20 protein-coding genes, 1 tRNA gene and 2 other RNA genes are annotated in these 23,676 nt (G+C 42.0%); 12 read left to right on the forward strand and 11 right to left on the reverse strand.

Annotation, left to right across the window (positions count from 1 at the left end; translation table 11 throughout):
• Nucleotides 1-14 precede the first annotated feature (14 nt).
• The 3 genes from A3774_RS04055 to A3774_RS04065 all read left to right on the forward strand — a co-directional run bounded on the left by A3774_RS04055 (nt 15) and on the right by A3774_RS04065 (nt 4,424).
• Nucleotides 15-1,079 carry a WD40/YVTN/BNR-like repeat-containing protein gene (locus tag A3774_RS04055; protein ID WP_067863524.1) on the forward strand — a complete coding sequence of 355 codons (1,065 nt, stop codon included), beginning with the start codon at nt 15-17 and terminating at the stop codon, nt 1,077-1,079.
• Between the two features lie 5 nt (nt 1,080-1,084).
• Nucleotides 1,085-3,427 (forward strand): efflux RND transporter permease subunit, encoded by a 2,343-nt coding sequence (locus tag A3774_RS04060; protein ID WP_067863527.1) that lies wholly within the window; start codon nt 1,085-1,087, stop codon nt 3,425-3,427.
• Between the two features lie 115 nt (nt 3,428-3,542).
• A complete protein-coding gene (locus A3774_RS04065; protein ID WP_067863530.1) occupies nt 3,543-4,424 on the forward strand; it encodes a helix-turn-helix domain-containing protein in 882 nt (293 codons plus the stop codon).
• Between the two features lie 330 nt (nt 4,425-4,754).
• On the opposite strand, the gene gcvP is transcribed toward A3774_RS04065, so the two are convergent.
• Nucleotides 4,755-7,658, reverse strand: a complete 2,904-nt coding sequence (gene gcvP, locus A3774_RS04070; protein WP_067863533.1) for an aminomethyl-transferring glycine dehydrogenase — start codon at nt 7,656-7,658, stop codon at nt 4,755-4,757.
• A 277-nt stretch (nt 7,659-7,935) separates the two neighbouring features.
• Between gcvP and A3774_RS04075 the strand changes: the two genes are divergently transcribed.
• On the forward strand, nt 7,936-9,921 hold the full coding sequence (locus A3774_RS04075; protein WP_197468001.1) for a TonB-dependent copper receptor: 1,986 nt from the start codon (nt 7,936-7,938) through the stop codon (nt 9,919-9,921).
• Nucleotides 9,922-10,010: 89 nt separating this feature from the next.
• Here A3774_RS04075 and A3774_RS04080 read toward each other — a convergent pair whose 3' ends face one another.
• The 8 genes from A3774_RS04080 to A3774_RS04115 all read right to left on the reverse strand — a co-directional run bounded on the left by A3774_RS04080 (nt 10,011) and on the right by A3774_RS04115 (nt 16,082).
• On the reverse strand, nt 10,011-11,072 hold the full coding sequence (locus A3774_RS04080; RefSeq protein WP_082792339.1) for a lipid A deacylase LpxR family protein: 1,062 nt from the start codon (nt 11,070-11,072) through the stop codon (nt 10,011-10,013).
• Nucleotides 11,069-11,599, reverse strand: coding sequence for a disulfide bond formation protein B (locus A3774_RS04085; RefSeq protein WP_067863539.1), 531 nt, complete (start codon nt 11,597-11,599; stop codon nt 11,069-11,071). The genes A3774_RS04080 and A3774_RS04085 overlap by 4 nt, the downstream gene beginning before the upstream one ends.
• A 79-nt stretch (nt 11,600-11,678) precedes the next feature.
• Entirely contained in the window at nt 11,679-12,023 is a 345-nt protein-coding gene (locus A3774_RS04090; protein ID WP_067863543.1) for a YdbL family protein, read from the reverse strand.
• Between the two features lie 13 nt (nt 12,024-12,036).
• On the reverse strand, nt 12,037-12,237 hold the full coding sequence (locus tag A3774_RS04095; protein ID WP_067863547.1) for a YnbE family lipoprotein: 201 nt from the start codon (nt 12,235-12,237) through the stop codon (nt 12,037-12,039).
• Between the two features lie 45 nt (nt 12,238-12,282).
• The gene (locus A3774_RS04100; protein ID WP_067863551.1) at nt 12,283-14,658 is read right to left on the reverse strand and encodes a YdbH domain-containing protein; all 2,376 of its coding nucleotides are present in this window, start codon (nt 14,656-14,658) and stop codon (nt 12,283-12,285) included.
• A 27-nt stretch (nt 14,659-14,685) separates the two neighbouring features.
• On the reverse strand, nt 14,686-15,096 hold the full coding sequence (locus A3774_RS04105) for a hypothetical protein (protein WP_067863553.1): 411 nt from the start codon (nt 15,094-15,096) through the stop codon (nt 14,686-14,688).
• A complete protein-coding gene (locus A3774_RS04110) occupies nt 15,096-15,734 on the reverse strand; it encodes an O-methyltransferase (protein ID WP_067863556.1) in 639 nt (212 codons plus the stop codon). Before A3774_RS04110 ends, A3774_RS04105 begins: the two co-directional genes overlap by 1 nt.
• A gap of 15 nt (nt 15,735-15,749) precedes the next feature.
• Nucleotides 15,750-16,082: a hypothetical protein gene (locus A3774_RS04115; protein WP_067863561.1), complete on the reverse strand. Its 333-nt coding sequence runs from the start codon at nt 16,080-16,082 to the stop codon at nt 15,750-15,752.
• Nucleotides 16,083-16,260: 178 nt separating this feature from the next.
• Between A3774_RS04115 and A3774_RS04120 the strand changes: the two genes are divergently transcribed.
• From A3774_RS04120 to A3774_RS04155, 8 genes are all read left to right on the forward strand, one after another.
• Nucleotides 16,261-16,620, forward strand: a complete 360-nt coding sequence (locus tag A3774_RS04120; RefSeq protein WP_082792340.1) for a hypothetical protein — start codon at nt 16,261-16,263, stop codon at nt 16,618-16,620.
• A gap of 4 nt (nt 16,621-16,624) precedes the next feature.
• Nucleotides 16,625-18,112, forward strand: coding sequence for a DNA recombination protein RmuC (gene rmuC, locus A3774_RS04125; RefSeq protein WP_067863563.1), 1,488 nt, complete (start codon nt 16,625-16,627; stop codon nt 18,110-18,112).
• Nucleotides 18,112-18,747 carry a hypothetical protein gene (locus A3774_RS04130; RefSeq protein ID WP_067863566.1) on the forward strand — a complete coding sequence of 212 codons (636 nt, stop codon included), beginning with the start codon at nt 18,112-18,114 and terminating at the stop codon, nt 18,745-18,747. Before rmuC ends, A3774_RS04130 begins: the two co-directional genes overlap by 1 nt.
• 703 nt (nt 18,748-19,450) lie before the next feature.
• A complete protein-coding gene (gene ftsA, locus A3774_RS04135; RefSeq protein WP_067863569.1) occupies nt 19,451-20,692 on the forward strand; it encodes a cell division protein FtsA in 1,242 nt (413 codons plus the stop codon).
• An 80-nt stretch (nt 20,693-20,772) separates the two neighbouring features.
• Complete coding sequence (gene ftsZ, locus A3774_RS04140; protein WP_067863573.1) at nt 20,773-21,993, forward strand: cell division protein FtsZ; 1,221 nt, start codon at nt 20,773-20,775, stop codon at nt 21,991-21,993.
• A gap of 326 nt (nt 21,994-22,319) precedes the next feature.
• Nucleotides 22,320-22,407, forward strand: a tRNA-Ser gene (locus tag A3774_RS04145).
• 41 nt (nt 22,408-22,448) lie between these two features.
• A non-coding RNA gene (locus tag A3774_RS04150) (RtT sRNA) lies at nt 22,449-22,570 on the forward strand.
• Nucleotides 22,571-22,773: 203 nt separating this feature from the next.
• Nucleotides 22,774-22,895, forward strand: a non-coding RNA gene (locus A3774_RS04155) — RtT sRNA.
• A 186-nt stretch (nt 22,896-23,081) separates the two neighbouring features.
• Here the strand turns inward: A3774_RS04155 and A3774_RS17230 are convergent.
• The gene (locus A3774_RS17230; protein ID WP_075107898.1) at nt 23,082-23,480 is read right to left on the reverse strand and encodes a YkgJ family cysteine cluster protein; all 399 of its coding nucleotides are present in this window, start codon (nt 23,478-23,480) and stop codon (nt 23,082-23,084) included.
• On the reverse strand, nt 23,473-23,640 hold the full coding sequence (locus A3774_RS16575) for a hypothetical protein (RefSeq protein ID WP_156473650.1): 168 nt from the start codon (nt 23,638-23,640) through the stop codon (nt 23,473-23,475). Before A3774_RS16575 ends, A3774_RS17230 begins: the two co-directional genes overlap by 8 nt.
• Nucleotides 23,641-23,676 lie beyond the last annotated feature (36 nt).

A 23,676-nucleotide genomic window follows, 5' to 3' on the forward strand; every position in this document is an offset into this window, starting at 1 on the left:
TCCTGGTTCATAGTATGTCTAATAATAATTACAAATGTGATTTACCACAGAAAAATAAATTTAGTATTAGTAAAACGATTATTTCAATCATACCTTGGATGATAGTTAGTGGTTTATTGTGGGCAGGGGTTTTTGTTAAGCCAACTGTGACAATTGAGAAAGTTGAAACGCCGGCTATCGAGCCAAGAGATAATATATATGGAGTTGATGTTGTAGATAGTGAGAATATCTGGTTAGTAGGAAGCTACGGGAAAATTTTACGATCAAATGATTCCGGTTCCACATGGCGTCTTCAAAAAACTAAGGAAACCAATCATTTTCAAGATGTATCCGCTTGGAATAATAATAAAGCAGTTTCTGTAGGTAATACAGGTGTTGTTTTAATAACTGAAGATTCAGGAGAAACTTGGAAAGAAATTATTGTTCCTAAAAATGAAGTTGCAAATAAGTTACTCCGCGTTCATACGTATATTAATGGTGAAGCTTGGTCCGTGGGTGAGTTTGGTGCAATCCTTAAAACAAATGATTATGGGCGCTCTTGGGGGAAAATGCGTGAAGATGAAGATGTTATCTTAAATGACATTATTAAAATTAATGATAGTAAAGTTATTGCTGTAGGTGAGTTTGGAACAATTTTAATTAGTGATAACGATGGCGATTCGTGGAGCTTAGTTGAATTAGATTTTGATATTGAAAGTAGTTTAATGGCTATAGAGTTCAAAGATCAATTCAATGGTCTGGCTGTAGGTTTAGATGGACTAATCATCAAAACCGAAGATGGTGGTATAACTTGGCAAAGAGTAGAAACCAGTGGAGGAAAAGTTTCTGAGCATTTAATGGATATAATTTGGGATGAAAATAGAAATGTTTGGTTCTCTGTCGGGAATAAAGGTGTCTGGGTCGAAATTGATAATAGCTTAGAAAACCTAAAAAGCGGCATTTTCGATAAAATGGATTTGTCTTGGCATACAGAAATTAATCTGGTTGATGGTGAATATGTTGCAGTTGGGGCAAATGTTGGAAAATTTAGCCCGAAATATAACAAATTCGTTGAGTTAAGTGATAAGTTGGTTTGGTGATCACTATGGAAAAGTTTGCGCTAGCGTGTATAAATAAAAGAAAAATCGTATTAGCTATTGTATGTTTTTTTACACTACTTTTGTCATATCCTGCATTTAATATTGATGTAAAAACTATTTTCGAAGATCTTCAGCCAACATCTCATAAATATATTAAAACCCATGAGGAATTTAAAAATACTTTTGGTGGCACAAATATCATTACTTTTATGGTTGTGGCAAAAGATAAGGATATTTTTAATCTCAATGTTTTGGGAAAAGTTCAAGGTATAACGCAAGGGCTTTTAAAAATTGATGCTATTAATGAATTCCAAATTTATTCATTGGCTGGTAAAAAGCTGAAGGAAGTTAAAGCATCAACCGAGGGTATCGAAAGTAGGCCTTATATGTGGCCAAATCTTCCTCAGTCGGAAAAAGAAATTAGTGAACTCAAACAGGCGATTCTTAAAAATCCGTTGGTTTACGGCCCTTATGTATCTAAGGATTTGAAAGCTACACTGATTACAGTCGACTTCTTTGATGATCTTCTGAATTATAATCTAGCTTTTGATCAGGCATATGAGCTGGCTAAACAATTTGAAGATGAATCTGTTGAAGTCAGCGTAGTTGGTAACCCTATTCTCTATGGGTGGGTAAACCACTACCTACCTGAAACGATGAATTTAGTATTGCTAGCATTATCTATTTTTCTAGTCCTACTGTTCATTATCAATCGTACATGGAGGGGTACACTTTTACCTCTTATTTCTGGAGCTGTTAGCGCAATTTGGGCATTAGGTATTTCGCAACTGTGTGGAATTCACTTTGATCCTTTAGTAGTTGTAATTGCAATGTTGATCACTGCGAGAGCAGTCTCGCATTCAGTGCAAATGATTACCCGGTTCCACGAAGAAATTGATCTGTTAGGCGATAATTTGTGTTCAAAAATTGCGGCACGCCTTACTCTTAAAGATCTCCTTCGTCCAGGATTGCTAGGCATTGCGACAGATGCGGGTTGTGTCGCGGTGGTAGCGATTAGTCCCATCCCTTTGTTACAAAAGTTAGTTATATTAGCGGTTGTGTGGGTATCTACTGTAGCTGTAAGTGCAGTGATACTGACACCTGTTTTGCTCTCATGGGTCAAAAAACCAAACTCTTATGCTCATGGTTTAAATTTGGATGTGATTTTAATTCGTCCGGTTCTTAATCTTTGTGTGAAAGTTGTTGAAACAAGAGCGCGTTATGCAGTGGTTTTTATAGCTGTGACATTATTCATGGTTTGCGGTTATTACTCTCTCGGATTGAAAGTGGGTGACGCAAATCCCGGTAGCCCAATCTTATGGCCTGAATCAGAGTACAACGAAGATTCAGCGAAGATAAACAAAAAATTCCCCGGTGCTGATCGAATGTTCGTTGTCGTGGGAGGAGAAAGAGAGAATCAAGTTAAAGAAGTTGAAGTACTTAACACTATGCTACGTTTCCAAACACACATGGAAGCGCAGCCTCAGATAGGTGGAACTTTATCAATTGCTGATATTCTACCTGAAGTTAATAAAACCCTTCGTGAGGGTAATACTCGTTATCACGAACTAGGTGAAAATACATTAGTGAATGGTGAGCTGATGTATATGTTTGAGAATGCGGCTGAGCCTGGTGATCTTGACCGGTTTGTTGATACGGAACGCCGAAATGCCTCTGTTACTTTGTTCTTCACAGATCGTAAAGGGGAGACAATTCAGACAGCGATCGCGAGAATTAACCAATTTATTACAGACAATCCTCTAGTTAATCAGGTCCAGATACATTTGGCTGGTGGAGTTATTGGTGTAATAGCTGCTGTAAATGAAGTCATTTTGTCAGGGCAAATTCAATCAATTGCTTTGGCTCTGTTTATTCTGGTCATTATGTGTATTGCTGTATATCGCTCCAGCATTGCCGGTATGTTCTTTATGGCACCTGTTATCCTGTCGAATCTGGTTACATTTGCATTTATGTCTTGGCAGGGAATAGGGATGAATATCAATACGGTTCCTGTAGCTGCACTAGGCATCGGTTTAGGGGTAGATTACGCTCTCTACATCTGTGATCGAATTAAAAGTGAATATGAAAAAGGACATTCGTACATAGAATCAATTTCTACTTCTATTCATTGTGCTGGTAGAGGGGTTTTGGTTACTGCGCTTGTACTCATTGCAAGTGTATGTGTTTGGTTTTATTCATCATTACGCTTTCAGGCGGAAATGGGGCTCTTGATAGGAATTTGGCTATCAGTGTCTGCACTGAGTGCTTTGTTCTTAATGCCAGCCTTGGCTTATATTTTTAAACCTAAATTTATTTTTAGCGAAGAGAAAAGGCGGCCAGCCTTATAGGCCGCTCTTTCTTATGATGTAAGTAATCAAGGTCTAAGAATAATAGAGTTTTAAGGATGATCTTAATCTATTGTTTTTTTATTAATCACAAATAATGACCTCCAGAGGTTGTGATATGAATAATATAATTAAGCCCCAAGAGCTTCCAGAATGGGTTCCAGGTAGATTATTAAGTTCAAGTGAAAATTTAGGGTGGGAAGGTATTTCCCATCGGGCCTACCATTATAGAGGTCAGGATGTTCCCATCCCTCCAATTGATCACTACATGATTGTTAAATACACAAATGCTCATACCCTAATGCAAAGATGCTTTGATGGTAAATGGACAAAAAAAACATGCTCATCAGGTGATATTTCGTTACTGACTACGCTATCGGATTCTCATTGGCATTGGACTCAAGATATTGATGTATCTCATGTCTACATCACTAATGAGCTCATGTCTAAAGTTGCTTGTGAGGTTTTAGATAGGCCAATTAAAGATGTTTTCCTTCATGATGAATTACAGCTTCGTGATCCTGTATTGTTAAATCTGGTTGACTCAGTTCAGAACGAGGCTGCTGGAGGAAGTATGGGTGGAACTTTATATGCGGAGTCACTAGCGATACAGCTAGCAGTTCATTTGCTTAGGAATTATGCGAATGTGATAGTCAAAGAATGCTCGTTAGCCAACCTGCTTTCCAATCATCAAAAAAGGTTATTAATCGATTACATAAATAGCCATATACACGTTAAATTTAGAGTTGAAGATTTAGCAAATTTACTAGGTATGGGATTATGGACTTTTACCAAAAAATTCAGTGAATCTTTCAGCTGTACACCGCACTCTTTTATTACTTCGTTACGTGTAGAAAAAGCAAAAAAAATGTTAATGGAAGGAAATTATGCTATCAAAGAAGTTGCCTATGACTGCGGATTTTCAGATCAAGCGCATCTAACGCGTGTGGTTCGAGCGAGTCTTGGGGTAACACCAGGTCAGCTTAAGAGGTCAGCTTAGCGATTTATGTGAATTAAGGTACTATGCTTGAAATTTGAACAGGCAAATTTTGTAGGTTTTAGAGGTGAATTTGCTAATTGACGTTGATAAATATCCCATCACAGAATTTCTCTCGATAACATATTTACTTGCTCTAAACGAAAAATGGGCCTTCAGGCCCATTTTTTAATTTCAATGCCATTGTAAACATTTTCCTAATTTATCCGGAGATGTTTGCACAATCTTTATTGAAATTCACAATCTTTAATGTCGATTCACAATCTTTATTCGAAATCGACATTAACGCTCCCACGCCGGAGCGTGGGAACGAGCTGTTGTAAACCGACAGAATTAACCCTCAGCGTAATCCTCTACTGGAAGGCATGAGCAAAATAGGTTGCGGTCGCCGTATACGTTGTCGATACGGTTAACGGTTGGCCAGATTTTGCTGTCTTTTAGGCGTCTAACAGGGAAGGCGGCTTGAGCCAAGCTGTAAGGGCGATCCCAGTTTGGATCGATAAGGTCTTCCATTGTGTGAGGCGCGTGTTTCAAAGGGTTGTTGTCTGAATCCAATGTACCCTCTTGCACTTGGCGGATCTCTTCGCGAATGGTGGCCATGGCTTCGATAAAACGGTCCAGTTCTGCTTTTGATTCAGATTCTGTCGGTTCGATCATTAAGGTGCCGGCCACAGGGAACGACATAGTTGGGGCATGGAAACCAAAGTCCATTAGACGTTTAGAAACATCTTCTTCGGTAATGCCGGAAAGTTCTTTTAGTGGGCGCATATCGATGATGCACTCGTGGGCAACCCGACCATTGCGGCCTGCGTAAAGTACAGGGTAGTGTTCGCCTAGTTTTTTCGCTAAGTAGTTAGCGTTCAGGATGGCGTTTTCTGTTGCTGCACGAAGGCCAGCGCCGCCCATTAAGGCGATATAGACCCAAGAGATTGGCAGAATCGATGCGCTACCCCAAGGTGCTGCGGAGACCGCACTGTTTTCAGGGTTTGGCCCTTCAATTGGCTGTATAGGGTGGTTTGCCACAAAAGGTGCAAGGTGCGCTTTAATACCGATTGGCCCCATGCCTGGGCCGCCACCACCGTGTGGAATACAGAATGTTTTGTGTAAGTTCATATGGGAGACATCGGCACCAATGGCAGCAGGTTGGCTGATCGCTACTTGTGCGTTTAGGTTAGCGCCGTCCATGTAAACTTGTCCGCCGTTCTCATGGATGATATCGCATATCTCACAAATACTTTCCTCATACACACCGTGTGTAGATGGGTAGGTAATCATTAGGCAGGCAAGGTCATCTTTATGTTGTTCCGCTTTAGCGCGCATATCCGCAACATCAACGTTACCTTTATCATCACAGCTAACCAGTACCACTTTCATATCTGCAAGGGCCGCAGACGCAGGGTTTGTACCGTGAGCAGAAGTTGGGATTAGGCAGATGTTGCGGTGGTGATCGCCATTTGATTGATGATATTTTCGAATGGCTAAGAGGCCCGCATACTCCCCTTGGGCACCGGAGTTAGGTTGCATGCAGATGGCATCAAACCCAGTGATCGCTTTTAGCTGATCTTCCAATTCATCAATCAGTTGTTTGTAGCCTTGCGCCTGATCTATAGGGGCAAAGGGGTGTAGTTGACCAAATTCAGGCCAAGTCACTGGGATCATCTCGGCAGTTGCGTTGAGTTTCATGGTGCATGAACCTAACGCGATCATGCTGTGAGCTAGGGAGATATCTTTGTTTTCCAGTTTCTTAAGGTAGCGCAGCATCTCAGTTTCACTGTGGTAGCTGTTAAAGACTGGGTGCTGAAGAATCGCTGATTCGCGTACGAGTGCGGTGGGTATAGAGTCAGAGCCGTTGGTGGTTAGAGCGGTGTCGATTGCTTCAATATCAAGCCCATGGCCTTCACCTAAAATGCAGTTCCATAAGGTATTGATAATTTCACGGTTGGTGCATTCGTCACAGGTAATACCGATCTCAGTCTCGCTGACTTTTCGCAGGTTAATACTTGCGTCAAGGGCTGCTTGGTAGACCAATTCTGCATTGTCTAATTGCAGGGTGATGGTATCAAACCAGCTGTTATTTACTAGCTTAACACCTTTAGATTTCAGGCCTGTAGCGAGAATGTCAGTTAGACGGTGGATACGGCCAGCAATACTTTTAAGCCCGTCTGGGCCGTGGTAGACCGCATAAAATGAGGCCATATTGGCCAGCAGTACTTGTGCAGTACAGATATTTGACGTGGCTTTCTCGCGGCGAATATGTTGTTCACGGGTTTGCATCGCCATACGTAGGGCTTTATTACCGCGGGCATCGATAGAAACACCGATAATACGGCCGGGTACAGAACGTTTGTAAGCATCACGGGTTGCAAAGTAAGCCGCATGTGGGCCACCGTATCCCATAGGTACACCAAAACGTTGAGCACAACCAAATACCACGTCAGCACCAAGTTCGCCGGGTGATTTAAGTAGGACTAAGCTCATGATGTCTGCCGCTGCACAGAACAGCGCTTTCTTCGCGTGTACTTTTTCAACCAGTTCTGCGTAGTCGTTGATGTCGCCTGTTGTGCCAGGGTACTGAACTAGTACACCAAAAAATTCATGTTGATCGACCAGTTCAGCTACATCACCTACAACTACGTCATAACCGAGTGGTTCGGCGCGGGTTTGTATAACGCTGATATTTTGTGGGTGTACGTTTTTGTCAACGAGGAAGGTATTTGCCTTTTTCGCTTTTGACATACGTTTACACAGTGTCATCGCTTCAGCGGCCGCGGTTGCTTCATCAAGCAGAGAGGCGTTTGCTAGATCTAAACCGGTAAGGTCAAGAATCATGGTTTGGAAGTTAAGAATCGCTTCTAAACGGCCTTGGGATACTTCCGGTTGGTAGGGAGTATAGGCGGTATACCAACCCGGATTTTCCAATACATTACGTAAAATTACATTAGGCACGATGGTATCGGTGTAACCCATACCTATCATTGATGTGTTGATCTTATTCTTTTGGGCAACGGATTTAAGGTAAGCCAGAACTTCATCTTCGGTACGGCTATCATCAAGTGCGATCGGGGACGTTACTTTGATCGACTCGGGAACGGTCTGCTCTATTAACTGATCAAGGTCAGCTACACCGAGTTCGTCCAGCATAGCCTTTTGTTCTGCGGCAGAGGGGCCAATATGACGTGCGATGAACGCATCTTTTTGCTCCAGCGTAGATAGTGGAGTCTGATTCTGTAACGGCATCTTTTAATTACCTGTAATCAGTTGCTTATTTATTTAGAAAAAAGTGCTCAAAATTTGGGCTAATCATACCTGTTTTTTTCTATGCTTGTGAGAGGTAAACGACAAAAGTTTACTTTAGGAAACTTTTTTCTCTTATTCGGAATATTTCGGAATATTGTTGTTAAGGTCAATTTACGGCTTAAGTCTGCGACACTGTGTCACATCCCTTTTTTGACTCTGTTCTATTAGAATTCGCGCAATTTAGTTGTTTCTAATGAAAGTTTATGAAGGTGAACCTGTGAAAAAGAAAATTATATCGTTGATGGTGGCAGCGTCTGTCTCCCAATTGGCTCAGGCGGGCCATGAGTCTGATCAAAATATGGTTATTGAGATTAACCAAGGTTTACCTTCATTAGAGACAACGGTTAGTAAGTCTACTTCAGGTGTTAAAGCTTCGCCTGTATCCGATGGTGGTGAGCTACTACAAAGTATTACCGGTGTGTCGGCTGTACGTATGGGCGGGCGAGCTTTAGATCCGGTAATTCGTGGACAAAAAGAAACTCAGTTAAATATCTTGCTAGACGGTGGTTATATTCATGGCGGTTGTCCAAACCGTATGGATCCGCCAACCGCTTATACCTCCGTTGATAGTTATGATCGTGTAACGGTAATAAAAGGTAACCGCACTGTGATTTATGGTGGCGGTGGTTCAGGCGGTACGGTCTTGTTTGAACGTGATTGGCCGATGATTGATGATAAGGGTTATAACGCGGATATTTCTGGTAGTTATCGTGGTAATGGTGAGCAGTGGGAGCTAGGTGCAGATATTAAGGCGGGTAATGATAATGGTTATATCCGCTTTATTGCTCATGAAGGCGAATCTGAGAATTATGAGGATGGTGCGGGTAACGAAGTTGAGTCTAAATATGACAGCCAATCAAATGCGATTTTGGCGGGAATTCGTTTAGGTGAAAATACAACGTTGCAAGCGAGCTTTGAAAAAGTTGATGAGGAAGATGTACTTTTCCCCGGCGCACAGATGGATAGCCCTTATGCCGATGCGGAAAATTCGCGTATCAAACTTGAACATCAATTTACGCACGGGACATTGCGTCAGTTAAAAGTAGAAGCGTATAAATCCGATGTTATACATTTAATGGAAAACAGTATGATGGGGGTGCCTTCAAGCTCAGATACAGAAGGTATGCGCATTGTTTTTGATGCTAATGCTGCCGATATTGATTGGACCTTTGGTGCTGATATCCAGAATAATGATCGTACAGCCATTGGTTATATGAAGATGAATGGTATGGCTGCGTTTAGTCAGTGGCCGGGTGTCTCTATTGATCAAACGGGTCTATTTGTTGAAGGTGAAAAGGCGCTGACTCGTGATGATGTATTAAAAGCGGGTGTACGTTATGACCGTGTAGAAGCGTCTGCATCTAGAGCCGGTGAAACTTTTGGTATGGCAACGCCTGCGTCCCGTTATGCGGCGGTGTATGGCACGACAGATATTGATAGTAATGAAAATAATGTCGGTGGTTTTGCCTCGTGGACACACCGTTTAAATGATCAATATACCATTGAGACAACCTTCTCTCGTAGTGTCCGTACGGCTGATGCAACAGAACGTTATATTGCTAAAATCAGTGGTACGCCTTGGATCGGTAATCCTCAGCTAGACCCTGAAAAACATCACCAATTAGAAGCCGTATTGGCCAGTGATCAAGGGGATTTGAACTGGACATTAACGGGTTGGTATAACCGTGTTGATGATTATATTTTACGCTTTAAATCAGGCGGTACTGAGCAGTATAAAAACGTTGATGCGACTTTGTATGGTTTAGAAGCTGGGCTCTCATACAAACTGACAGGTACACTAGAGTTCGGGTCTTCTCTTGCTTGGTTGGAAGGTGAAAATACAACCGATGACACAAACCTATCGCGCATCTCTCCACTTGAGTTGAATACATCGCTTAATTACCAGAAGCAGCAGTGGAAAGCAGGTGTTGAATGGAAACTGGTCGCTCAGCAAAATGATGTATGTTTAAGTAACGATGCTTGTGGTGGACAGGACGTCCGTAAAACACTGGGTTATGGTCTAGTGAACCTGCACGGTGAGTATGAGGCGAGTAATGGTTTCGTGGTTGCGATGGGTGTAGATAACCTGTTTGATAAAGACTATACACTGCATGAAAGCCGCGATTATCTGCTAGATACTGATCCTGTACAGGTTGCTGAGCCGGGTCAAAATATCTGGGTTAAAGTGAGCGCTCATTTCTAATTAGTCTAGCTAGACGCTGCAGTATACTGGATCAGGTCGTTTGTATTTACGAGCTGATCCAGTCCTTTCTGTTTGCCCGTAAGTTCGCCTTATATACTGTATGAGTAGCTTAGGCTGAGTGAGCCAAAAGAGTGCCCCTCATCTTGTGCTTTAAATTCTCGACTGCGATGAACTTGTGCAAATGAAATTTTCCAGCCATGGTAAAGGGCTGCGATCCCAAAGGCGGTATCACCAACGAGGCTTTTTTTATCAACCGAATGGCTGTCCCTGAAGGTATTTCCATCTAAGAAAATATCTTGTACAACCCAGCGTCCATCCATAGATACAAAAGCGTGTACCCCAATATTGTGGTTGCGACTACCGCGCTGGTAGCGACCATCCCCTAAGCCGGGAGCACTATTATCACCACCGCTGCGTAAGGCGGATGTGCCGAAATCTTGTGGTAGATTCCAGCCGAATCTGACTTCCGCGCCAGCGTTAAGGTAAGTTGCAACATTACCTAAGCTACCGCCTGCATGGATAATGGTATCGTATTCAAAAAAGGGCGAAAGCTGGCCTTTTACAATACGGTTTTTATGTTCATAGACTAGCTGGAAGCCCAGTTCATTTTTAAGTTGGTTATCCCAGCCTTTAAATTTTTTAAAGCCGCGAATGTCATGGATAAAGTCTTGCGCTTCTTGCCCTAAGGCAAGGGGGCCGACAATACCTAAATTCAGCTCAGCTGTATTCATCTTGTTTTTTGTTCGGCTATGGTAGGCCAAACCACCGTATAGCCATGCGGCATAAGGTCTATCATTAGGGTCAATAGTGGTGCGATTGATGTCTTGCGGTGTATACATCTGTTGTCCAAGGCTAATAACTACGTTGCGTTGTAGTTGATTGGACGTTTTATCGCTTGGATCAAACAGAGGAAGATATGGGGTGATATCTCTGACCCAACTAGGAAGACTTTCATCATGGAGGTAATCATTCACATTGGGTGAAACCCAAGCTGCTCTTATACCATTGGTATAGTCCTGATCGGTTTCAGCGAATAGGTCATTTTCAAAATATAAATTAAACGTCCAAGGTGCATTGGACTCCGCTAAGGCGGTCTGTGTCGTTAGTAATAAAAAACAGGTCGCGGATGCTACGCGGGGTGAAAATATCACAGAAATAGCCCTTTATTTTTTGTGCGGTGGATCAGTATTTTCCAACTGATGAAAAAAAGTGCGGCAAATACGATTAGGCATTGTTCTACAATCCCTAGGCCAATAAAGCTTATTTGTTCTACAGGGCACTGGATCGCCGCATTAATCAATTCTGTTAGTTTACCAGTTATTGTTGTCTGTTTACTTAAAAGTAGTTCTATAGGTTGTTCGCAGAAAGAGGGTGGAGGCTCCGTTGACCCGATGGTGTGTTTCCATAAGTGATAACTGGTTGAGGTTATGCCGATAGTGGACAGCAAGAAACTAACAGTTCCGTAAGCCCGTTGCCCAAAGGTGCGAGGATTGTGAATTAAAGCTATAAAAAAGATTAGGGCGCTGCTTAAAACTAAGAGTTTGGAGATAGAAACTAGTGGACTGCTAATATGAGTAGTGGGGTCTTGTAGGTTGTAGACAGCATAGATAAAAGCGGCTACACACAATGAAAAGCCTAGGAAGTTAAAGCGGCGATAGATGGGATCTTTAGTACTCATCTTATTCTCTTTAAGTGTTCTACGAACAAGCGCGCCTTAAAAGAACGCTTTCATGTTCGTAGATGTGTAGATTCGCCGGTTATTTCTTTTGCCAATTACCGTTTTGAAGCTGGATATATTGTCCGGCAGGAGTTCGTTGCTGTAAGCGTTGCCCCATACGAATTTCAAAAACGGATCTTTCGACGCCCGCTTTAGATGCTCTATCTTCGTAAGCAGAGCGACGTTTGTTGTTAATGTTATCCACAAGCTTACGGACATCTGCGGGTGCACTTGAGGTTACAACACCAAGGTAGCCGTTGCTTCTCTCCCCAATCAAGCCCTGTGATTTGGCGTCATCCATAGAAATCGCCCAAACAGGTGTCGCCATAATTGAGAGCATGAGTGCGAATAGTGCTATAAAATTACGTAGGTTTAACTGTTTCATCACTTAAGCTCCCTTAAAAAATATCGCTGTTTTCAGATAGAAGGTCATCAATCTCTCGATCAACTTTAACAAGAATTTCATGTTCTATCTTAACATTAAGATTAATTGTGATGGGTTCGCTAGGAACGGCGACTTCAACACGGGGTGAGCATCCGCTAACACCAGCTAACGCAATCAATAGCGCTATGGGTGGAAGTAAAGAAGTTAGTTTCATGATCCTTCCTCAATAGTAGCTTATGTAACTTAAGTCTTAATTGCCTTAACGATAACGCTTCTCAATTGTTCTCGTCAATTTATCTGCAAATTGAAGTGTTTTAAGCAGTTTAGGAATATTTTCTTCAACATTAATAGTGAAATCGATGGGGTGGCCGTTATGCCAATCTGGATTACTACCTTTTAGACGCGTTGTTAGTAACGCAGTACCATCGGGTTCATAATTAAGTTGAATATTTAATAATTCAAAATGGAAGTTTTCTAAAGCGTCTATTGCTGTTTTGAGGCCAACGTTAGTGGCCGCGTAAGCTGCAACTGAAGCACTTGGTGAAAATATTATTTTACCTCCAGGTGCTAAACTAAGTAGCTTGCCATTATTGATGCTTATTTCGCCATCTTTATAACGTAAGGGAAAACTACCTGAGAGTTTCCCCTCGCCTGATAATCCCTGTTGTTGTTCAAGTTTAAGTACTTCGCCCAAATCAAGCTGTTCAATATCAAGTTGTGTTGCTAGGTCTGGGTTTAACGGATCAAACTCCAGATCCTTTACTTTTATACGTCCACCGAGTATTTCAGCGGTAAGCGTTTTTAAAGAGACGAGATCACGCCTTTTGCTACGCTCTTGCGTGTAGCTGTAATTTGTACTGACCTTTGTGATCTCAATGCCATTTGTAACCTTTCCAAGCTTAATGTTGCCTGTATCAGTTAAGCGTCCAGAGGGGGTAAGTGCTGTTTTGGAATCCAGATCTAGTTGTTCAATAAGTGATTCGCCCCAGCCAATTGTCGCTGTTCGGATGCTCGTGTTGGCATTGATTGATAGTTGGTTGTTTTTAAATTGACCACTACCCTTATGAAAAAGGCTGCCTGCTTTAAGGCTAAGTTCTGCTGGTATAGTGAAATATTTCCGCAGGGGCGTGTCGACTGTCGCTAAGCTGATAGGTTTAATTTCCCAGTTAAAGCGGCTGTTGAACGTTGTTATATCTGTTGCTGTTGTACCATTTATGACGACAGGTAAGTCTGGTGAGCTGAGTGTGTAGTTATGACTGAGTTGTTGTTTGCTTAGTTTGAATTCGGTTGACAGATTGATTAGCGGTTGCTGTTTTTTTTGTAGTTGTATATCGACCTTTTGAAGTTCTGCATGGCCTTGTAAGTTGCCTTGCATTAAGTCTAGTTTTTGCAGATTTAAATTAAGCTCCAGCGGCGCTATAGCTACATCAGGTAAGTTTACCGATGTGGTATTGATCTTGATTTTTAACGGTTGTATTTGTGGCGATAGGGGAGCTTTCAGTGTTTCTTTTGCAAGGTTTAAATCTACATCAACTGTATTTTGAAACTGGATGTTGAGCTTTTGAATAGGCTGGTTTAAGGCAGCATGATTGATATTGAGCAGGGTGAGCGTGCTTGTTTTATCGATGGATGCCTTTAAGTGACTGAGCGAAAAATTTATATGCCCATTAATTTCAGCTTTCGCTTGCTCGATCTCTGGTGTCGGGTTAACAACGCTTAGGTTCGCATTTATCTGTTGCTGCGTTTGTATACTGCCTAGAAGGGCGTCAGGGGTGAACTGGGTGCGTAGTGGGAAGCTGGTAATTCCTTGGGTTTTAAGTTGACCATTGATTATTAAAGGGTTCTCTGCGCTACGCTGTTTAGCAATAGTGCTGGTTAGTGTGGGGAATAGTTTGTTTTTCCAGCGCTGTAATCCCGCGACATCTATATGCTGGGTTGAATTCAATTGGAGTTGGTCGGTATAAGAAAGTGCGCCATCTATAGTGATAAATGGATTATCATTTTCCAGAAGCCGTAGGTAAAAATGGTTATCGTAACCGAGTTTTAGATCGCCCCAGCCTAGGTTTTTATTGTTGCGGTAGTGCTTTACGCGGCTATAGAGTTCTTCGCCATCAAAAAGTAGCGCACCGCTAAAATGCCAATCAGCCGTATCGGAGGGGTAATCTAGGTTGAGATTAAGCTCGCCCACTTGGATAAGATCAACAGGTATTTTTTTGAACCATTGTTGAGGTAGACGATTACTTAGGTCGATAAGATCGTTACTTTCTTCTGTTGTTTCAATGCTATCTGTTAAGTAAGTGATAGTAATATCAGATTGGGGTAACTGTACTAAGCTCAGGCGCTGATGTAGATACAGATCAACAGGGTTAAAGCGGACTAAAATATTTTCTGTTGATAAGGTGATGAGCTTGTCGGTTTGGTTTTTTTGTAATTTGAGCTTTTCTATCCGTAATGTGTCCCAGCTTGGCGGCTCCATCACTAACTCAATATGGGAGAAATTCTGTTCTTGTAACCAGTGTTCCAGCCCTTTTTGCGCGAGTATAGGTGACAGGAAATAGAGGGCAACAGGGAGAATAAGCAGAAAAGTTAAACAGGAAGACAGTAGCCACCAAAGTAGCTTAGTGCGCTTTCGCATACTGCCTCCACTTTGTTTTCATCGTTATTAGGCCGATTCGAGATCTAAATCGTACAGTCTCTCGACCGCATCTTTTAGATGAAAAATAATTTGAGTGTATTGATCGGTATCGTTTTCAATATCTATGTCACCAAGTCTATCCGCGGTTTCTTCAAGAGATTCACCGCGATTATCTATGCCTTTATCACCCAACAACCAATACATTAGGCCATATATCTCTTTAACGGAGCCAACTTGATCAAGATCTTCTATTATTTCATCACGAAGTTTAGTCAACAGTGCCATTAAAGGGGCGCTGTTGTCAGTTTCTAAATATAGTTCTAAAAGTTCAGCGGCGGTTGATATCCCATAATCTTCTGAGTTGATCATAGTGATCCCCCCATCTATTTTTTCTAGGGTGGGGGAATCTGTTTGGTAGTTTTTAATTAAATACGACATTATCGAATTTTCCTCACCACATTCATTCCATCTCTTACGGTAAGGAATAAGTTTTCAACATTAGGGTCTGAGGCAATCTCTTTGTTAAGATCAACTAGCACATCATCTATATCGGACTCGGGTTGTAATACCTTACCTGACCACAGCATATTATCTAAAACAATAAGTCCGCCTGGGCGAGTCATTTCTAGCACTTTATGATAGTAATTTAGGTAGTTACGTTTATCAGCATCAATAAAGGTAAAGTCTAACGGGGTGTCGAGAGTCTCTATAGTTTCCAGCGCTTTACCAAATATAACTTCAATTTTATGACCGTGAGGGCTGCGGTCAAAAAAGGTCTGTGCAAATTCTATGGCGCGTGGGTTTGTTTCACAGCAGATTATTTTGCCATCTTCAGGCATCCCCTCAGCAATAGATAATGCTGAGTAACCGGTAAACATGCCAATCTCTAATACATTTTTAGGCTGGTGGAGCTGAGCTAATAATTTAAGCGTACGCCCCACTAGACGGCCCGATAGCTTTTGCGGCCAACCCATATTTTTATTAGTTTCATCAATTAACTCCTGTAAAAGTTCAGGTTCAGGAGTTGTACTTTGAAAGGCATAATCTTCAACGGCTTCGTTTACCAGAAATTCCACGTATATCTTCTCTGTCTATGGCTTTTCAGCCCTTAATATCACTTTACTGGCCCAGACATTTAGCAGGGGACTGCCGTCAACAGGGCTCAATTCAAATTGGCAGATAATAATATCACTTTCTGGGCACTGCTTGATAATGGCTTTTGCATTGGCAGGGGCTGGGCGGCAGCCTGTTTTTGGTGGCGTTCCTACAGCATACAGTGACCAGTGTAGAAGTTGCTTATATTGATCGAGGGTATCGCAGACGGTATAGCTGTCTTCAATAACACTATAAGTGGGCGTAGGCTCAGAATATGTTGGCAGCGGTAACACGAGAAAAAGCCATAAGAACCAGATTACTTTTAGCATCAAAATTCCTCTAGAGCATAAGTTTGCATCTTCATTATAGAGCGCTGAGTGGTAGAAAGCCTGATCGATTTTTACATTTATGGCTTGTGCTTTTGTATCCGTACCAACAGTCAGTTAACAGCTATAGATAAAAGCCTTACAATGCGATCTGATTTATTACTTTTATTGGAGTATCGGCGTGCCTATTATTGATCCACTGATTATTTTCTTAGTGACAGGGGTTGTTTCTATGTCTGCTGCATTGAGTGCAGGGGCGTTAAATAAACTGTCTGAAGAGGAGAAACCCCCGTTTGCGAGTACGCGTAACGGTATGGTGACTATTGTTATGTTGGGCAATATTGCAGCCTTAACTCTTGTTTTCTCTGCTGCTTACGGATTTATCAATTTGGAATGGTGGATCGCATTACTTTGTGTCTTTATCTCCTTCCCTGTTGTTCATGTCATAGTGATTCAACAGATGTTTGGTGAATTTAAGGCATTAATGTTGACCTCGCCTTTAGTTATTCTTTCTATCCCTGTTTTATATTTATATTGGTAATTTAATGATGCCATCGCTAACACAGCTTGATGTAGGAAATTTGTTAATAGGTACTGTAGCTGGGTTGGTTGTGGCGGTTGTTGTTGCCAAATTAATATTTTCTTCGTTGCGCCGCCAATTGAGTGAGCGTAATGAGCAGTTAGAACAAACGCTGCTGCAAGCTCAAGGGACACTAGAAACTGAGCGACAGGAGCATACCCAGCTTAATTCTGAGTTTCAGCAACTGAATGAACGTCATCATCGTTTGGATATGCAGCGGGCTCGGTTAGAGGAGCGTTTGGCCTATATAGAACCTTTGCTAGACAACTTAGTGACAGAAAAAAACAAATTAGAAAAAAAGTTGGAACAAACTGTTTTCCAGTTATCAGATCGTTGCGAAGTGGTTGCGGAGTTGGAAACGCGTTTAGATGCAGAAAGAGAGGCGCAAGCAGAGAAACTAGCGACATTAGAAAAAGCGCGCGAGCAGTTAAAGCAAGAATTTCAAAATCTGGCCAACCGTATTTTTGATGAAAAAACCCAGCGTTTTTCTGAGACGAGTAAAGAAAACTTAGGCCATCTCTTAACCCCCTTACGTGAGCAGCTTGGCGATTTTAAGCGCCGTGTCGAAGATGTGTACGATAAAGAAACGAAAGACAGACAAGCCTTATACACACAAATTAGCCAGCTGAAACAGCTTAATCAGCAGATGAGTGAAGATGCGGTTAACCTGACGAATGCTTTAAAAGGCGAGAGTAAGACCCAAGGGAACTGGGGTGAAGTCATCTTAGAGAGAGTCCTAGAAGAGTCTGGCTTACGCAAAGGGAGTGAGTTCGAATTACAGGTAAATGCATCACAGGAGGGTAAGCGCTACCAGCCAGATGCAATTATCCATCTACCTGATGGTAAAGATGTGATTGTGGATTCTAAAGTCTCTTTAACTGCCTACGAGCAGTATTGCTCTGCCGATACATCTAAAGGTGAGAATGACCCAAGGCAGCGTTTTTTAAGAGAGCACCTTCTGTCGATTCGGGGCCATATTAAAGGCTTGAGTGATAAGGCTTACCAAACGCTAGAGGGTGTTCGCTCTCTTGATTTTGTACTGCTGTTTGTTCCTATCGAAGGCGCATTTCTATTGGCTTTAGAGAAAGAGCCTAATCTTTTTAAAGAAGCTTTTGACCGAAATATCATGTTAGTTAGTCCATCCACATTGATGGTTACGCTACGTACAATTCATAATATTTGGCGTTATGAACATCAAAATCAAAATGCGAAAGAGATTGCACAGCGGGGTGGGGAACTGCATGATAAGTTTGTCGGCTTTGTTGAATCTATTGACGATATAGGTCGTAACCTACATAAAACTCAACAGGCTTTTGATACAGCTCATAAACGTCTTAGCAGTGGGCGAGGTAATTTAGTGAATCAAGTGGCTATGCTGCAAAAGCTGGGAGCTGAAGGGAAGAAAAAACTCAGTTCCGATCTATTGGCGCGGGCATCAGAAACGGATCAATAATGAAATCAATCATTGGTTACGGCTCACTGCTGTCTGAACGCTCTGCACGGGAAACGGTACCGAGTCTAGAAAACTTCCGCATTGTTGAAGTATCAGGTTATAAACGAGTTTTTAATAAGGTTGGGGTGGTTTTCTTTAGCCGCCACAATGCCACGGCGGATTCACAAGAGATTGCTTGCTGTTCTACGCTTGAAGCTAGGGATTCAACGATCATCTGTTCACAGTTTGAATGTAGTGATGATGCTTATTATGCGCTCTATGAGCGAGAGCATCGTTATGATTGGTTGGAAGTCGATACGTTTCATCCCGAAGAGGGAGTTTCGAGAGGCTTTATGTGCACGACCAATACAGATACTGCATATAGGAAAACTAAATGCGCCTCTGAGCAGGAATATTATGAGCGTGTCGGCCAATACTACAGTGGCCAATTATGGCGTAATGATATTTTGCCTTTCCCCCGTTATTTAGCTTTCTGTTTGCAAGCTGCTGAGGGGCAAGGTGCCGAAGTGCTCGATAACTTTTTAGACTCTTCCTTTCTTGCGGATGGGAATACCTCCATAAGAGCCTACCTGAAAGAAGCGCCCCATCTTGAAAACTGGCGCGAAATGGATACAGGTTATAGTTACCGTCGTTAAGTGCTGCCCTTGTAGTAGATCTTAGTTCTCTTTGTCTTGATGGCTCACGGCATAGGAGTGAGCTATTTCTATTGTGTTGGCGGGACTTGCCTTGTGCTTCTAGAACTGAACGAGTGTGTATTGGGCTAACTCAGATCCTTTTTACCTGCATTACTGTGATGGAATGCTCCGACCTATTGCCTGAAAAAATGGTGTTTTTCTCGGCAAACTGAAACTGATTCATAGTTAAAAGCCGGAATTAAAATTTAATTTAAGTGTCCTTTAATTTTTTAAAAATAATCAAAACCTAATTTTGATAATTGTGCGAATATTCAATATTTAAATTTGATATTTACGTGAATAATCAAATTTGGATTTTGATCTCTGTTGGATTATTCAAAAATTGATTTTGATTTGTTGTTAAAATATCAATATTAAATTTTGATTTTTAATATATTTTTAACCTGTTGAATAAGCAGTGTATATTTATTGTACGATTTTGTTTTATCTGTTTAGATTGCGCTAGTGTTTTGAAATATTTGAATTTTTTTCCTAATATATATTTTTGTTTGGCCGATAAGTAAAATAGAGTGAATTTATTGCGATGCTTTATAGATATAAAATAAAGAGTCAAAATATAAAAAAATTCATCGAAAATAGGTTGGTTTATTAATGGTAATAAGTGAAAATAAGGCAGCCTATAATTAATGTACGGCGTGTGAATATGGTAGCTAACTCAAATATGATTGTTGCACTCGATATTGGTACCTCCAAAGTGGTTTGTTTGGTCGGGGAAGTTAATGTCGACAGTACAATTGATATTGTTGGAATTGGATCCCATCCCTCTAAAGGTCTTAAAAAAGGGGTGGTGGTCAATATCGAGTCCACGGTGAGCTCTATTCAACGTGCGGTCGAAGAAGCTGAATTGATGGCCGGCTGTAAAATCCACTCTGTTGCTGTTGGAATTGCGGGTAATCATATTAGCAGTTTGAACTCACATGGCATTGTTGCTGTGAGAGATGGTGAAGTAACCGAGTTTGATCTAGAGCGGGTAATTGATGCTGCACGGGCTGTTGCTATTCCTGCCGATCAAAAAATTCTACATATCTTGCCACAAGAGTATGAGATTGATAGTTCAGAGGGTATTCGTGAGCCTTTAGGTATGTCCGGTGTACGTTTGGAAGCCAAAGTTCACTTAGTAACGGGTTCTGTCAATGCCGCTCAAAATATAGAGAAGTGCGTCCGCCGCTGTGGTCTTGAAGTGGACAATGTTGTTTTAGAACAGTTGGCATCTAGTTACTCCGTATTGACGGAAGACGAAAAAGAACTAGGTGTATGCATGGTAGATATTGGTGGCGGTACTTCTGATATCGCCATTTTTACGGGTGGTTCTATACGTCATACGGCAGTTATCCCGATTGCAGGGGATCAAGTCACTAATGATATTGCAATGGCGTTGCGCACGCCTATGCAGCATGCAGAAGATATAAAAATTAAGTACGCCTGTGCATTGGCTCAGTTAGCCGCACCGGATGAAATGATTAATGTTCCTGGTGTAGGTGATCGTCCGGCACGGACTTTATCTCGTCAATCACTAGCTGAAGTTGTAGAGCCTCGCTACGAAGAATTATTCAATATGATTCAAGCTGAGCTTCGACGCAGTGGTTTCGAAGAGTTAGTGGCTGCGGGCATTGTGTTGACGGGAGGCACATCCAAGATGGAGGGTGCCGTTGAATTGGCTGAAGAGATCTTCCATATGCCTGTTCGCTTAGCGTCTCCTCAAGGTACGCGAGGAATGGAAGATATTTTAGGTAATCCTGTTTATGCAACAAGTATGGGGTTACTGCAGTACGCCTGTGATGATCAAGGCGGAGAGTCTGGCGCTCAATTAGCTGAGGTAGAAGTGATTGAGCAGCAAGAGAATATGTTGAATAAAATGAAAACATGGTTTCAAGGTAACTTTTGAAGCCCTGTTTATTAAACGGATGAATCATTAAATAAACGCTAAGTAATTAAAATAAGCGTAAAAACTGGAAGGAGATCGGTATGTTTGAGTTAGCAGATAATATTCCTCAAAGCGCCGTAATTAAAGTAATTGGTATTGGTGGTGGCGGCGGTAACGCTGTACAGCACATGGTTAATTCTGAAGTTGATGGTGTTGAGTTCATCTGTGCAAACACGGATGCGCAAGCATTAGATAACATGCACTCGAAAACAGTTATTCAGATCGGTGGTGAGTTGACCAAAGGTTTGGGTGCGGGTGCAAACCCTGAAGTAGGTCGTCATGCAGCGATTGAAGATCGTGAACGTATCGGCGAAATGCTTGAAGGGGCCGATATGGTTTTTATCACTGCCGGTATGGGTGGCGGTACAGGTACAGGTGCTGCACCTATTATTGCTGAAGTGGCCAAAGAGATGGGAATCTTAACGGTCGCTGTTGTGACAAAACCGTTTTCTTTTGAAGGCCGTAAACGCCTTAAAATTGCTGATGAAGGGATTAATGAGCTTAAAGAGAATGTAGATTCTCTTATCATCATTCCAAATGAAAAATTACTGCCAGTGCTAGGTAAAAATACCAGTCTGCTTAATGCCTTCAATACATGTAATGATGTTTTGAAAGGTGCTGTACAAGGTATCGCTGATCTTATTATCCGCCCGGGTATGATTAACGTCGACTTTGCAGATGTCCGTACCGTTATGTCTGAAATGGGCATGGCGATGATGGGTAGCGGTAGTGGCCGTGGTGAAGAGCGTGCAACTGAAGCGACGGAAGCTGCGATCAAAAGTCCATTACTTGAAGATGTAGATCTGAAGGGGGCGAGTGGTATTTTGGTTAATATCACCGCGGGTCTTGATCTTAGTTTGGGCGAGTTCTCAGAAGTGGGTAATATTGTTGAAGAGTACGCTTCTGAGAACGCTACTATCGTTGTCGGTACAGTAATTGATCCAGAGTTGACTGATGAATTAACAGTCACTGTTGTTGCAACAGGTCTTGGACGTGCAGGCCAGCAACAGGTGGATGTGGTTAATACAGGTACAGGGCGCGTTTCAGCGGCAGCTGCTTCGGGCGCTGTTTCTGATTTTGATCAGCTGGAACTACCTGCGGTTATGCGTTCCGCACGCAAAGATAGCGCTCCAAGAGCGAAAGCAGAACCGATTGAAATACATAGAGAGATAGAACAGGAACAGCCTGTTCTGCAAAAGACAGGTACGGATGACATGGAGTTCTTAGATATTCCAGCATTCTTACGTCGTCAAGCGGACTAAGTTAATTAAGTCTACTTGATAGTTTTATACCTTCCAGGTATTACTTTGGCCCAGTTTTAAGCTGGGCTTTTTTTCTTCTCCTGTTAGTTAGCACTCCTCTTTTAATTTAATCCTCCAGTGACTTTAGAAAATATGATCGTTGCATCTAGGCATTAATCGATTTATTTTCTCTTTTCTTGCACCGTCTAATCCGTTTATTTTGCGACAAATACCTGAAGATAAAACGATCACTGAATTTTTCCGTTAAATACCTTGCGGATAGGGGAGTCTATGTTACAATTCGCGCCGCGTTGATGAGCAGCTTTATGCCGCACTCAATGCAGGATGGTCAGGTGTCCGAGTGGCCGAAGGAGCACGCCTGGAAAGCGTGTATACCGCAAGGTATCGAGGGTTCGAATCCCTCCCTGACCGCCATCTATTTAAAACGAAAAAGCCTTGCTTAGCGCAGGGCTTTTTTGTGTCTGCGATTTAGAGGGATGAGAACCCGAGAAGAGGGTTTGAGCCGAGCGAAGCGAGACAACGTGGGAGCCTGCGACCACGGCCCTGAAGGGGTGAAATAATCCCTCCCTGACCGCCATCTATTAAAACGAAAAAGCCTTGCTTAGCGCAGGGCTTTTTTGTGTCTTCGATTTAGAGGGATGAGAACACGAGAAGAGGGTTTGAGCCGAGCGAAGCGAGACAACGTGGGAGCCTGCGAGCACGGCCCCGAAGGGGTGAAATAATCCCTCCCTGACCGCCATCTATTTAAAACGAAAAAGCCTTGCTTAGCGCAGGGCTTTTTTGTGTTTGCGATTTAGAGGGATGAGAACCCGAGAAGAGGGTTTGAGCCGAGCGAAGCGAGACAACGTGGGAGCTTGCGACCACGGCCCCGAAGGGGTGAAATAATCCTTCCCTGACTGCCATTAATGATTTATTTGTTAAAAATAATGCGTTATGAATGGTTTCTTTATCTAAAGTTGACGTTAATCTTGACATCTTTTCTTTTTACAAACTTCCTTAGATTATCCTCTCCTTGTATAAATTATGTGCAGTGGTAATGTCGTACGGTGATCCCTAATGTTTATAGCTGAGGTGAGGGAATGCAAAGATTACTTGAATACTTGGCGAATATCATAAAATTCAAAGGACTTACTCTCTCTTCGAATATCATCGAAAGCTTCGTCTAAACTTGTAAACCTTAATAGTGGGAATGTTTCGTTGTTACTGATGTTTGGATTACACCACGTGTTTGTGCTCGTAAGAGTAACATGCCTTCTACATACAAATGGCCTTACATCATAAATAGAGCAGCTTCCATTCTTTAGAAAAGGGCATGGAGTTCCATGAAAGTCAGCTTTGGATGAAAAGGTCTTTTGCCTCTTTACTCGTGTAAATTTCTCAATAAATGCAATTTCTACTTCACTAACTGTAACTGCATAATGACAGCAGTCAGAGCAGCCCTTCTTACAAGGTGTGTAGCGTGACGCATATTCATAAAGCTCATTCATGAAGGCGTAAAGAGTCGACAGTTTTTTTTTCGTGGCTTTTTTTAGCTTTTTTTAGTTGTGTTGAAAACTTATCTTCTTTTTCTGATAGGTGGGTTGGCGCATTTGCTACTAATTGTTCAAAGTTCCTTTGGGCCGCTTTCTTCTCTTTGTCTAATTCCATGAGTTAATCCTTGTTTGTACGTCCCAGTTATTTTTT

Source organism: Neptuniibacter marinus (assembly GCF_001597725.1).
GTDB classification, from domain to species: Bacteria; Pseudomonadota; Gammaproteobacteria; order Pseudomonadales; family Balneatricaceae; genus Neptuniibacter; species Neptuniibacter marinus.

Coding starts and splice junctions, on each gene's coding strand:
- A3774_RS04055 (WP_067863524.1), top strand. CDS start 15: ATGTCTAATAATAATTACAAATGTGATTTACCACAGAAAAATAAATTT.
- A3774_RS04100 (WP_067863551.1), bottom strand. CDS start 14,658: ATGCGAAAGCGCACTAAGCTACTTTGGTGGCTACTGTCTTCCTGTTTA.
- A3774_RS04130 (WP_067863566.1), top strand. CDS start 18,112: ATGAAATCAATCATTGGTTACGGCTCACTGCTGTCTGAACGCTCTGCA.
- gcvP (WP_067863533.1), bottom strand. CDS start 7,658: ATGCCGTTACAGAATCAGACTCCACTATCTACGCTGGAGCAAAAAGAT.
- ftsZ (WP_067863573.1), top strand. CDS start 20,773: ATGTTTGAGTTAGCAGATAATATTCCTCAAAGCGCCGTAATTAAAGTA.
- A3774_RS04090 (WP_067863543.1), bottom strand. CDS start 12,023: ATGAAACAGTTAAACCTACGTAATTTTATAGCACTATTCGCACTCATG.
- A3774_RS04065 (WP_067863530.1), top strand. CDS start 3,543: ATGAATAATATAATTAAGCCCCAAGAGCTTCCAGAATGGGTTCCAGGT.
- A3774_RS17230 (WP_075107898.1), bottom strand. CDS start 23,480: ATGAATGAGCTTTATGAATATGCGTCACGCTACACACCTTGTAAGAAG.
- A3774_RS16575 (WP_156473650.1), bottom strand. CDS start 23,640: ATGGAATTAGACAAAGAGAAGAAAGCGGCCCAAAGGAACTTTGAACAA.
- A3774_RS04115 (WP_067863561.1), bottom strand. CDS start 16,082: ATGCTAAAAGTAATCTGGTTCTTATGGCTTTTTCTCGTGTTACCGCTG.
- A3774_RS04060 (WP_067863527.1), top strand. CDS start 1,085: ATGGAAAAGTTTGCGCTAGCGTGTATAAATAAAAGAAAAATCGTATTA.
- A3774_RS04105 (WP_067863553.1), bottom strand. CDS start 15,096: ATGTCGTATTTAATTAAAAACTACCAAACAGATTCCCCCACCCTAGAA.
- A3774_RS04085 (WP_067863539.1), bottom strand. CDS start 11,599: ATGAGTACTAAAGATCCCATCTATCGCCGCTTTAACTTCCTAGGCTTT.
- A3774_RS04095 (WP_067863547.1), bottom strand. CDS start 12,237: ATGAAACTAACTTCTTTACTTCCACCCATAGCGCTATTGATTGCGTTA.
- ftsA (WP_067863569.1), top strand. CDS start 19,451: ATGGTAGCTAACTCAAATATGATTGTTGCACTCGATATTGGTACCTCC.
- rmuC (WP_067863563.1), top strand. CDS start 16,625: ATGATGCCATCGCTAACACAGCTTGATGTAGGAAATTTGTTAATAGGT.